7 protein-coding genes are annotated in these 12,548 nt (G+C 52.9%); 3 read left to right on the top strand and 4 right to left on the bottom strand.

Features of this window, described 5'->3' with window-relative positions:
• Nucleotides 1-99 precede the first annotated feature (99 nt).
• The gene (locus HYD27_RS05790; RefSeq protein WP_219212453.1) at nt 100-3,486 is read left to right on the top strand and encodes a cellobiose phosphorylase; all 3,387 of its coding nucleotides are present in this window, start codon (nt 100-102) and stop codon (nt 3,484-3,486) included.
• A gap of 1,290 nt (nt 3,487-4,776) precedes the next feature.
• Here HYD27_RS05790 and HYD27_RS05785 read toward each other — a convergent pair.
• The 4 genes from HYD27_RS05785 to HYD27_RS05770 all read right to left on the bottom strand — a co-directional run bounded on the left by HYD27_RS05785 (nt 4,777) and on the right by HYD27_RS05770 (nt 9,615).
• Nucleotides 4,777-5,829, bottom strand: coding sequence for a suppressor of fused domain protein (locus HYD27_RS05785; protein ID WP_219212451.1), 1,053 nt, complete (start codon nt 5,827-5,829; stop codon nt 4,777-4,779).
• Between the two features lie 71 nt (nt 5,830-5,900).
• The gene (locus HYD27_RS05780; protein ID WP_219212449.1) at nt 5,901-7,040 is read right to left on the bottom strand and encodes a toxic anion resistance protein; all 1,140 of its coding nucleotides are present in this window, start codon (nt 7,038-7,040) and stop codon (nt 5,901-5,903) included.
• Between the two features lie 179 nt (nt 7,041-7,219).
• Complete coding sequence (locus tag HYD27_RS05775; RefSeq protein ID WP_219212447.1) at nt 7,220-8,908, bottom strand: vWA domain-containing protein; 1,689 nt, start codon at nt 8,906-8,908, stop codon at nt 7,220-7,222.
• A 14-nt stretch (nt 8,909-8,922) separates the two neighbouring features.
• Nucleotides 8,923-9,615, bottom strand: coding sequence for a hypothetical protein (locus HYD27_RS05770; RefSeq protein ID WP_228744993.1), 693 nt, complete (start codon nt 9,613-9,615; stop codon nt 8,923-8,925).
• A 588-nt stretch (nt 9,616-10,203) separates the two neighbouring features.
• Here HYD27_RS05770 and HYD27_RS05765 point away from each other — a divergent pair.
• Nucleotides 10,204-11,166 carry an EamA family transporter gene (locus tag HYD27_RS05765; RefSeq protein ID WP_219212445.1) on the top strand — a complete coding sequence of 321 codons (963 nt, stop codon included), beginning with the start codon at nt 10,204-10,206 and terminating at the stop codon, nt 11,164-11,166.
• 380 nt (nt 11,167-11,546) lie between these two features.
• Nucleotides 11,547-12,500 (top strand): ABC transporter substrate-binding protein, encoded by a 954-nt coding sequence (locus tag HYD27_RS05760; protein ID WP_483874570.1) that lies wholly within the window; start codon nt 11,547-11,549, stop codon nt 12,498-12,500.
• The last annotated feature ends 48 nt before the right edge of the window (nt 12,501-12,548 follow it).

Below are 12,548 nucleotides of genomic sequence, written 5' to 3'. Positions count from 1 at the left end.
ATATACGGTGCGGCGGATGCGGTGCTGGAGGCCTGGTTTGTTGTAACCCAATCCATAATTAGCGGCCTTACGCCGCTGCAGATAAGGAAGTGAGAAGAAATGACAACTGCAACAACCCCCAAGCTATCGCTTCAAAAGGGTGATTTGACCTTTACATTTCTGGAGAGCGGTGACCTGTATCAGGCTTTTGGCGGCAAAATAATGATTAACCAGCTGTTGTCCAACAGCGTCGACGGGGCACCGGGCAATTTATATGCAAGGCTTCACCTGGCAGACGGCATTCAGGCGTTTCCGCTGCTCGGAGTGAAATCTGGCAGCCGCTTCCGCCGGGAAGGCGACCGCCTGGTATGGCAGGGCGTAATTTCAGCAGGGAGGGCGGAACCGGGAGCAAAAGAAAGGATCTCCTATCAGGTGGTCTTCTCTATGGCGGATAACGGAGTATGGTTCTGGGATGTCTCGATCGATGGCAGCAGTGTGCCTCTGGATGTGATCTACACCCAGGATGTGGGAATTGCTTCCCCCGGCGCTGTTACAAGCAATGAGGCTTATCTCTCCCAGTACATTGATCATGCGGTTTTTGAAGACAAGGACAAAGGCTATGTGGTATGCTCCCGCCAGAATCAGCCGCAGGACGGGAAGTTTCCGTATCTTCAGCAGGGACTGCTGGGCGGCTCAGCCGGCTATTCCACCGACGGGTTTCAATTTTTCGGCTTATCCTATAAAGAGACCAACAGGCCGGAGGCTTTGTCCCGGGACAAGCTTGCGAATAAGATTTACCAGTATGAATTTGCTTATACGGCGCTGCAGTCTGAGCAAATCATATTGGAAGGTCCCAGCCGTTTCACCTTCTACGGCCTGTTCCGCGGGAATCATCCGGCAGCGGTTACGGAGCTGGAGTACGGCCCGTCTGTGCAGGAGGCTTGGCAGCAGATCCAATCTGCAGGCAGTCTGCCGTCTGAAGGGGAGTGGCTGGACCGTGTATCGGCAAATCCGCAGGCCGGTGATCCGCTGCAGACCCTGCCGCTGACCGGAGCCGAGCTGGATGCGCTGTTTCCGCACAGGTTCCAGGAGGAGCATGAGAACGGCAAGCTGCTGGCCTTCTTTACCGAAGGCTATGAGCATGTTGTACTCAAAGACAAGGAGCTGCTTGTTGAACGTCCGCATGGACATATACTGATGAGCGGGGATAACGCACGCATGAATCCGGAGATCATGACCACAACCTCTTACATGTACGGAATCTTCAATTCACAGGTGCTTGTCGGCAATACCAATTTCAATAAAATGATGTCCAATGCCCGCAGCGCATTAAATGTCTACAAAACCTCGGGTCAGCGGATTTACGTGCACACGGAAGGACAATATCACCTTCTGACGATGCCGTCCCTGTTCGAAATCGGTTTTAACTATGTGCGCTGGCTGTACAAGACGGCAACGGATACCCTGGTGATTACCAACTATACAACGATGGATGAGCCGGAAGTGAGACTGCATGTCCGTTCGGCAAAAGGCACCGCGTACCGCTTCCTGATCACCAACCAGATTACAATGAATATAGCGGAATATGAGGTTCCCTACGGGATGTCACAGCACGCGGCAGATGGAACGCTTGTCTTCCGCGCAGCGGGGTCAGGCACAAGCGCGCAGGTTTACCCGGAGCTGGCCTACCGGATGCAGCTGAACGGTGCGGCTTACCGGCTGGGCGATGAGTCCATGCTGGTTGAAGGGCCCGCCCGGGGCAGTGCATCCCTCGTGGTTATGGAGCTGGAGGAGAGCGCAGACTGGACCCTGACCATTCAGGGAATGCTGGAGGGCAGGGAGAGACCGCTTAGCCCGACCTCTGTTGAATCAGAGATTTCACGGTACCGTGAATTTTTAGCCGGAGTGATGAACGGCTTCAGGCTGACGCAGCCGGGCGGAGGCGAAGGTGAGCTGTTCAAGGTGAATGCGCTGGCCTGGTGGTATACCCACAATATGCTTGTACACTATTCGGTGCCCCATGGTCTGGAGCAATACGGCGGTGCCGCATGGGGAACCCGCGACGTCTGTCAAGGACCCGTGGAATATTTCCTGGCTACCCGTAAATACGGGCAGGTGCGGGAAATTCTCCTGACAGTGTTTGCCCATCAGTATGAGGATGACGGCAGCTGGCCGCAATGGTTCATGTTCGATAAATACACGCATATCCAGCAAGAGGAGAGCCACGGGGACATCATCGTCTGGCCGCTGAAGGTGCTGGGCGATTATCTGCGGGCGACCCGGGACTATGAAGTGCTTGAGGTGCAGCTGCCGTATACCCGCAAGCACAGCTTTGATTTTACGGACCGGACAGCTTCGCTGCGGGAGCATGCAGTCAAGGAACTGGATTATATTAAAGCGAACTTCCTGCACGATACCTTCCTGTCCTCCTACGGCGATGGAGACTGGGATGATACCCTTCAGCCGGCCAATGTCCAGCTCAAGCAGTACATGGTCAGCAGCTGGACAGTTGCATTGACTTATCAGACGGTGCTGGGACTGTCGGGCGCGCTGCAAGCTGTGGATGCCGCATGGTCCGGAGAGCTGCAGGAGCTGGCGGAAGGCATCAAAGGCGACTTCAACCGCTATATGCTGGGAACCGGTGTGATTCCTGGCTTCCTTTACTTTGAAAATCCGGCTGCTGCCAAGCTGATGCTGCATCCCGAAGATCAGGAGACCGGCATCCAGTACCGTCTGCTGCCGATGACCCGCAGCATGATTGGGGAGCTGCTTACACCGGAGCAGATGGAGGAGCATTACCGGCTGATTCAGGAGCAGTTCCTCTGCCCGGACGGTGTGCGTCTGATGAATCATCCGGCACAGTATGCCGGCGGAGTCAGTCTGCACTTCAAGCGTGCGGAGCAGGCGGCGAATTTCGGCCGTGAGATCGGACTGCAATATGTGCATGCCCATATCCGTTTTGTGGAGGCTATGGCCAAGATCGGCAAGCGGGATCAGGTATGGAAGGGCCTGGCCGTCATTAACCCGATCGGCATCCGCGAAGCGGTGCCGAATGCGGAGCTGCGGCAGAGCAATTCCTATTTCAGCAGCTCGGACGGCAAATTTGCCAACCGCTATGAGGCGCAGGAGCGCTTCCGGGAGCTGCGTGACGGATCGGTTCCGGTCAAAGGGGGCTGGAGAATCTATTCCAGCGGTCCGGGGATTTACATGAACCAGCTGATCACAAGTGTGCTGGGCATCCGTGAGGAGGGCGGTGACCTGATCGTCGATCCGGTATTGCCGCAGGAGCTCGACGGTACCCGCCTGGACTTCGGCTACGGCGGCGCGCATGCCGTGTTTGTCTACCATTGCGCCGGGGGCGGGCTTAGCTCGGTTAAGGTGAACGGCCGGGAGGTCCAGGCTGAACGTCTGGGGAATCCGTACCGTACCGGCGGACTGCGGATCAAGCGGGCTGATTTTGACCGGCTGCGGAGCGCGGAAGGCACGGTAGTGGACATTTACATGTAAGACTGAAAAAGCGGCCAGTGGCGCTTGTATCCGAGGGGGAATACAAGGCGCTTACCGGCCATACGTATCTTGATAGGCCATTCTTCACTGTTCAAATTCAAAGGATATAGATTTTATATTTTCTAATTGCATAGCCGTATGGTCCATCGCCTTTGTAGGGATTATGCCCAAGACTTTGTAATCTTTCAAGTGCTGCTGGATTGGATGCCCCAAAGGAAATTCCTATATACTGGTATTTCCTAAGGCTGATGCTTGGCAATTATAAATAGAAGTAGCATCAGCTAAATGCGCATAATTCCTGGGGGAATTACGATTGAATCATATATATACGCTGGCTGTGACAGTGCTTGTGCCGATAGCGCCGCCCATAAATGCAGTTACAGTAACAGTTCGACCAAACACAAGACGGCCCATCAAGGCAGATTGAAGCTCTCGCACTGTCCTTATAAGGACGGTACCCGTTTCCACTTGCGTAGGAATACGCAGGCTTTTGGAGTGGACGCTCCGCGAACGGGGCGTTGTCCGGGTCGCTGTGCTCTCCAGATTTATTTCATTCCTCTTAGGAGCTGCGAGGAAATGAGTACCCGCTTTTGTTGACAAAATCTCCACGGTTTTGGGAGTTTTGTCAACAATGTAGCGGTACTTTATTTCGTCGCAGTATCTTGGCGGTGAAAATCCGGAGACCCAGGCGGCCGCGGCCGCTGTTCCGCGGGTCCGTCCGCTCCGCTGTTTAAGCGGGAGGCGGTTCTGTAATCTTTAAAAAACACAATAAAGAAACTTAATGTATATGAAATGAACCGGCGAACCCGAACAAGCTGATGGAACGCAAGGGAGAGGTTCATAGGGGACTGAAGCGAAGTGTAAAAAGTAACACTAATGGGCTGGAATTTTGGATTTAAAGGGCTTTAGTGGGATTTTGTACACTTCATGGAGGCCATCTCCCCCCATATGGCTGATTTCAGCCGAATTAGTTGTACTTTTTCCCACTAGGGATGATCCAGGATCCGAATGCGATGGATTAGTGATCCTTTTTACCACTAAAATGGCTGCCCTTTTTATTAATGGTTCAAGTACATCTTAATGTAGGCGTATTCCTCTGAAAGGGGGCGAAACGGACGATTAGGGAGCCTTTTATCCGCTAACGCTTGCGAAAAAGCGGCTGGGGGAATATGAAGATACCTTTTCCACTTGGCTTCCCGCCTGGCTTCAGCAGCCAGACTTACACCTGAAATGCAAACAGCTGCGCTGCCCGGTTAAGGACGGCGCAGCTGTTTGGCTTGCCATGAGTGCTTATCCAATTGTCTTCACAACATTTCCTTCGCTATCGGTAATGTGAGTGGGCACGATCCGGACCGCCAGCTCCGGCCAGCCGGAGAGCTGATGCAGTCCCGCCACCGGCTGGAGAATTTCTGAAAGGGCTGCGGAGACCGCCTCATCCAGCTTGAGGATCATCAGCTCCCCGCGTATTTCGAGGCCGTGTCTGTCTCCTGCCTCGAAGCTGACGGTGACCTCCGGTCCGGCCAGAGTTAAAGAGCGCCCCTTGAGCAGTCTTCCCCGCAGCAGCTTGCCAACGATTTCGGCCTGCTTGGCCCCTAACTGCAAGGTATGGACGGAATCGCCATCCGGGCTCTCCCAGGCGAGCTGATCGACATACAAAGCGCCGGTATTGGAGCCATCGCTTTCACTGCCCAGCCGTACAGCCTCAGATATTGAAGGCAGCTTCAGCAGTGAATCCCGCTGCAAGTCGCTGATATACAGCGGCATATGCTCCGCCATTTCCGCCAGGACTCCAAGCGTGTTCCAGACCTGCATTGCCAGCAACTCGTCATTGGTAATGCCCACAACCTGTATGAACTCCACTCTGCCGTTTGGGGTATCGAGCACCGGCAGCTGCGGGTCTCCAATAAAAGCCAGCGCAGTCAGCATTGTATCCGTTTCAAGGGCTATGGGGCCGTTGGCATCCATATAATCCCCGGAGCGGAAGACATTGCCGCTGTTAAACACGTAACGTCCCAGGTTCTGCAGCAGATTCAGCGCCCAGGCCGGGGGCTCTTCCTCCGTAGCCGGCTTGAACAGCCGGAAGGTCAGCTCAAAGCCGTAGCCGCTGTGTTCAGGGTCTTCCGTTTCTTTTTCATAGAGCTCCGAGAAGCCATAGGTTACAAAATGCCAATGGGGAAGCGGCCCGCTTACTTCATATACACTGATTCCATTCAGCGGATCAGGTCCTCCGAGCATATAAGGTATAGCAGTTCCATAGTGTTTGAACTCTTGCTCTCCATAGAGCCGGCCCAGGGCTTCATCAATGGCATCCCAGCCGGCTGCATTTGCTTCTTCTTCGCTCATCTGCGTCCCCTCCCAGAATGTGGTCGGGAAATAGTTTATCATGTTGAATTGGCAGACTCAAATCTCTGCCGCTACAGCCCGAGCGAGTTGCCCCGCTCCAGCCGCTGGATCTGCTGTTCGCCATTGTCGGCCAGCTCCCGGAACTGATTGATCGTCTCACGCATTCTGGGCAGCGCCTCCTGCTTGTAGGTGCTGATGGAGTCCAGGGCGGACAGAACGTCTGTAAAAGCCTGTTTTAACGTATCAGGAGAGATTGTAGTCTCCATAGATTGCTTTTGAATCGCCGCGCCTTGCTCCTTAAGCATTCTTGAGGTGCCGCTGATCAGATTGTCTGTCGTTTGGTTGAGCAGCTCAATTTTTTTGAGCACAATCTTCTGGTTATACAGCGCGCTGGCGACCGTGACCGATATTTTGAGCGCCGAGACGGTTACATTTCTTGCTCTGTCGACGCCCCGGATCAGCTCCTTGTTATTACGGATCACGACCTCGATCGCCATGATTCCCTGCTGATTCACTACAAGCATCTGCTGCAGGTCCATAACCCGCTGGCGGAGAGGGAAGAGGACCTCCTCGGTAATGAAGCGGATTTTGTCCCCGGACTCCCCGCGCACCTTGGCCGCTTCGATCTGGTGCTCGATTTCCTGGTCCATCAGAATGCCAAGCTGAATTTCCTTTTGCAGTTTTTTGGTGAGCTCCCGAAGGGCTTGCTGTTCAATTTCAAGAGTGGTGTTGTCATTCTTTAAGATGGATTTGCCTTTATCCAATGAAAGAATGATATCGGAAATAACGGCATCCGCTTTTTGATATTTGGCGAAATAAGTACGGAGTGGATTGAAGAATTTGCCCAGAATCCCGTTTTTGGCAAAATCCACTGCGCTGGGGTCCAGATCCTTCAGCTGCAAGTGCAGCTCTGTCAAGCCTTTGGCGACCTGGCCGCCTTCATCCCCGGTCTTGGACAGATTTCCTACAGACACCTGGAGAAGGGAGTTTTTCTCCGAGGAGGAGCGCATGGTATTCATCCCGAAGGTGTCGATGGATTGCAGCACGGATTTCCGCTTCTCCAGAGAGTCGATATCCAGCTCCAGAATGCTTGCGACATTGCTGGCGGCCAGCTCCTTCAGCTGGGTAACCTCCTCGGGCTCCGGTTTCACCTGCTCCTCAATGACCGATTTGAGCGTTTCCTGACTGGGGATTTCCATGGTAAATGTCATAACAAGCCTCCTTAAAAGTTTTATGAAGCTTTACATCTTCGAATAATCTTCGCAATAAAACTCGCTTCGGAAGCGTAGGCCAGGTTTTATGAAGCTTTACATCTTCGAATAATCTCCGCAATAAAACTCGCTTCGGAAGCATAGGCCAGGTTTTATGAAGCTTCACTTCTCCGAATATTCTACATCTGCACGTTCAGCAGATTGCCGATCTTGTAGACCACATCGTCTGTATCCGCATTGATATTCGCCGCCTCATTAATGCTGGAGATGCTCTCCAGCGCCTTGATATTCGCATTATAGCCGATGGTGTAGACTGGAATTTTGTAGGTCTCAATGAGGCTCCGGATATCATCCAGCGAATGGCCTTCATTGGTCTCTCCGTCACTTAGAACGAAGATCAGCGGCTTCATGCCGGGATTGGCGGCGATTTGGTCCTGGAGCATTTTCATCGCCACAATCATTCCGTCAAAAGTAGCGGTGCCTCCGGCAGCCTGCAGGCTGTTAATCGCGCCGACGAACATCGATTGCTGATTGGTATCGTATTTGGCAATTGGCAGGTTGATCGTCACTTCGCTGGAGTAGGATACAAAGCCTATGCTGTTGTCCTTTCCCAGAAACTTCTGGCCCTTAAGCAGCGACTCCTTCATTTGGTTCAGCGGTTCCCCGGCCATGCTTCCCGATACATCGGCTACAAATACAGCCGCAATCGGCTTGCTGCCATCCTTTTTCTCCTTCCAGAGCTTCTGGGCGGAGGAAAGGATGCTGCCTTCAACCGGGGCCATTTCCGAGACATAATCATCCAGGCCGTTGAAGCCTTTATCCGCAGCCAGCTTCTGATTGGAGGCTTGCTCCGTGAATTCGGCGAACGCCTTGATAATGTCCACCTTCTCTTTGGGCAAATTCCCCAGCGCGTAGAGCGGACTGTCATGCCGTACCCCAAACGGCGTAAACACATAGCCGCTCTTCAGATCCGCCGCATTGACAAAGGTCTGATATTCCAGAACAAAAGCATCCAGTGCGCCGGTCTTGGCCGCATCCCGCATTTGCAGGGTGGTTGAAGCAATGAACGGAACATTTGCCTGGAAACGCTCAAAGCCCTGAACCGCCTTGTCGCTGAGCAGATCCGAGCTGTCAAAGGTGCCAAGTGCGGTTACCAGGAAATTCAGTCCTGTGGAGCTGGCGAACGGGTCGGTGTAGCCCATGGACAGCTCGTTGCCTGCGATGGCGTCCGTAATAGTTTTGACATTCAGCGAGCCATACTTGCCGACCAGCTCATCATATTTCTTCTTGCCTGTCACCACCCCGGCCACATTCCCGGTCAGACGCTTCGAGATAAGCTCGGCAGGTGTGCCGTTCGCCTTGACCATTTCACCCCACAGCTCGTTGGAAGGGGTAAAAGCATCAGGAATGTACCTGCCGGACCTTATGTAGTCGGCAGCCGTGCCTGAGGCGATGTTGCGGATTTTGACCGAGGCCTGCTTGCCGCCGACCATCGGCTTGGCATCATTGAAGGCCGTTGCCACTTCGTTCAGCCAGCCGTCATTTCCCGTGCCGGATTTCTCGGTGGATGAGAAGATCTCCACGAAGCTCTCCGTTGTATTTTCCACGGAAATCGGGAACTTGGAGATGTCGGGCAGCGACTCGCCGATATCTGCCGGGTCCAGGTCGATCTGGCCTTTTACCGTTTCTGCCACTGTTACATTAATATCGTTGTATAGTTTGTTCAGCCTCTTACCGGCATCTTCCGCCGAGATTTCCTTATCGGATTTGCCCAGATTGGCGGTCAGTGTGATCCCGAAATAGACCAGAGCAAATACGGCTGCTGCAATCACCACGAGTATGGTCAGTTTTTTGCCTTTTCCGGCCATGTGCATCTTCCTTTCTAATTCTGGTAGAGCTTCGTCTGCCCGATCAGGGCGCTCAGCTCTTTCATGCAGGGCATTTCTTCAACTGCTGTGTAATCCGTGCTGTCCAGCAGGGAAATCTCCAGCAGCAGCTGGTCCAGTTTGAGCAGAATTTCTTCATTGGCCCCCAGATAGCCGGTTACATGGGAAAAATATTCATTGTACAGCTCGGTTTTTCTCTGCACAAGTGTATCGGAGAAGGGCTTCGGCTTCTGCCGGTTGGTGAACAGGGTGAATTCCGACGCATCGAATACGCTAAGCTTGTTCAGAATCCCTCTAACGTTCAGATAAAAAAGCTTCTCGACTTCACCAATCACTGCCTGAAACTTCCGGTAGCTTAATTCGGTGGGCTCAAACCGCTCTCCCAGCACTTTCAGCAGGGTCGATTTCTTCTTATCAAGCCGCTCCAGCTGATCCAGGGCAAGCAGGACGTCATCCCTCAGCGCCTTCACATTCCGGTAGCGGCTCAGCCCGGTGATATAGTCCTCCCGGGTTTCCAAATGTCGGGCAGAAGGAACAGCGGGTGCTTTGAAGAGAAGTGTATAGCTCCCGTACAGCACGACAAGCAGACTAATAATCAGCAAGGTTACGCCTGCAGCGGTCTCAATGGCACTTCCGCCGGCAATCTCCAGGCCCAGCAGCCCGGGGGATAACACGACAATATTCAGCAAGGCTGTTCCGGCAATAAGTCCTAACAGCTTAACGGGTCCATAACGATTCAGGATTTACACCTCCTCTGAGCGTATATTTTGACGGGGAGCCTTTGGATTCATTTTATCAGAGAAGATCGGGTTTAGCTCCGAATTATTGCCCGATATGGGGGAGGGAGGCGGAAAATAAGGTTAATAATATGTTTTGTTACGTGAATCAAATCTGACATGTTTCAAAAATAACAGAGCTTACTGAGGAAATCAGATTACAGAGTGTATGGGTTGAGCTGATAGCGGCCGATATTTTCAGGAAAAATACGGGGTGAAATAAAGGATGGCCGGCTGGATTCCAGCTTCCACAAATTTAAAGAATTATGGGTTGACATCAGCTTACTTGCCATGTAACATATGAACAGTCGTCATGCATATAATTACATACCGTTCTCGTATAGCCTCGCAGCCGATTGGCATCTACAGGGCGAGGGTTTCTACAGGAAGCCTACTCTTCCTAACTACGATGACAAGGATCATTTTTCAGGGTCCTTGTCCCCGCAGTTAGGTTTTTTTGCGTGTCACGGCTTATTCGGAAGATTCAGGAGGATATGCAACATGAAAGATTTCAAGTATTTAATATCCGTGCTGGTGGGAGCCATGAGCTACGGAATTTTATCCACAATAGTTGTACTGGCTTACGGAGAAGGGTATCAGCTCGGTGAAGTGGTTGGCACGCAGCTGTTGACCGGCTGCATCCTTGCCTGGCTGCTGGCGCTGTATACAAAGGTCAGACAGACGCGCAAACTGCGCAGCGAAGGCATTTCACCCGCTGCAGCGCGGAAGGCATCGCCAGCACTTACGTGGAAGCAGAGGCTGCTGCTGATGCTGGCGGGAGCGCCTACGGTGGTAACGGGTCTGGTCTACTACCAGTCACTGCGTTACATTCCGGCTTCGCTGGCCATCATTCTGCTGTTCCAGTTCACCTGGATCAGCGTGCTGGTTCAGGCGGTCAGCAAGCGCCAGCGTCCCGACAAGGTAACGCTGCTGACATTGCTGCTGCTGTTCGGCGGCACATTGCTTGCCGCAGGAATCATGGACCAGGGCGCAGCGCATTTCAACGTTCTGGGGCTCACGCTGGGCCTGCTGTCCGCAGTAAGCTATTCCATGTTCATTATCTTCAGCGGCAAAGCCGTTCCCTCGGCACATCCCGCATACCGCAGTGCATGGATGGTTACCGGCGGTCTGCTGCTGCTGTTCGTTCTTTTCCCGCCATACTTTCTGTTTAACGGCCTTTTGTGGGGACAGCTGCTGCTGTTCGGATTTCTATTGGGCTTGTTCGGGGCTTTTATTCCCCCGGTATTGTTTGCGGTTGGTGTCCCGCATATTGGGGGCGGAATGGCAGGCATTCTCGGTGCGGCCGAGCTGCCGGTTGCCGTGCTGCTGTCCTCGTTCGTATTGCATGAGCGGGTAAGCGGACTGCAGTGGACCGGAGTTGTGCTGGTGCTGCTGGGCATCGTGCTTCCCGGGCTGTACAAGCTGCGGTGGCGGATAGCCGACACCGCGGCCTCACGGATATAGTCTGCATTACTCAGGCAGAGTGTCCTTTTGCCGTTCAACTGGATTAACAGCGCGTGCCGGGCTCCGCCCGGTGCGCGCTGTTTGCTGTGTGCGTGGAGTTCAGCCCTCCGCCGTTCTTACTCCAAGCCGGCTTTATATAGCTTGAACCTGTAAATGATCTGCTCCGCAGAAGCCTGGCTGCAAGGGTCTCCCGGGAGCAGCCAGTGTGGAGTGCATAGCGCACAGCTGTATGTTTCGTGAATTGCAGCCCCCTCACAATACGAAGATCGTCCAAATTATTTGCGGATAAAATCCATGTTCAAATATCACGGATGAAACTATGATTATACCGATAATGATTATCATTATTAATAAGATCTGGGGTGGGGTAGTAGGCGATGATGAAAAGATTAAAGAGTTTGGTGCTAGCCAGTGTAATGGTATTGGGAATCGGATCTGCCGTAAGCGCTGGTGCGGCGCCTGTAAGCGTAGCGAAAGCAACGGCTACGCAGAAGATTACCTATAAAGGAAAGGTCTATACGGTTCCTGCAAAGACCGATAACATTGTCATTGTCGGCGCACTGGAGGCTTTTGAAGACGCATTGGTGCTGAATTTCAAACCAAAGGGGGCTCCTACTGTCGGAGGGGAGTTTCCGGCCATGTTCTCCAAAATTACGAGCGGCGTTAAGCCCATCGGCGAGAAAATGGAGCCAAATCTGGAGACCATATTGAAGCTCAAACCGGCTGTTATCCTCAGCAGCACCAAATTCCCGGCAGAGACAAATGAGAAGCTGGCGAAAATAGCCACTACAATTCCTGTATCCCATATCTCAACGGATTGGATGAACAACCTGAAGCTGCTGGCGGCCCTTACCGGCAAGCAGACGGAATCGACACAAGCGATTCTGAAATACCAGAGTGAATTAAAAGCAGCCAAGGCGAAGCTTGCTCCGAAGTTCAAGGACAAGAAGGTCGTGGCGGTCCGCATCCGTGTAGGCAATCTGTTCATCTATCCGCAGGATGTCTTCTTCAACCGGTCCCTGTACGCAGATCTTGGTGCAGCTGTACCTGGTGAAGTGCTGAAAGCAAAAGCGCAGCAGAATATTTCGCTGGAGGCCTTTGCGGCGATGAACCCGGATTACCTGTTTGTCCAGTTCTCGGCAGATGAGAATACGGATAATCCGAAGGCGCTGGAAGAGCTGCAGAAAAATCCGATCTGGAAGAATCTGAAGGCGGTCAAGAGCGGCAATGTGTATGTCAATATTGTAGATCCGCTGGCCCAAGGCGGAACGGCATACAGCAAGTTCTCATTCCTGGAGGCCTTGATGAAAACCAAGCTGTATACAGGGAAGTAAGAATACCGAGAATAATAAGGGAGCTGCAAGCCGGCTCTCTTTTTTTGA

The sequence above is a fragment of the Paenibacillus sp. S150 genome (assembly GCF_019352175.1).
Taxonomy (GTDB): domain Bacteria; phylum Bacillota; class Bacilli; order Paenibacillales; family Paenibacillaceae; genus Paenibacillus_AQ.
This window is presented reverse-complemented; position numbering and strand designations above follow the sequence as displayed.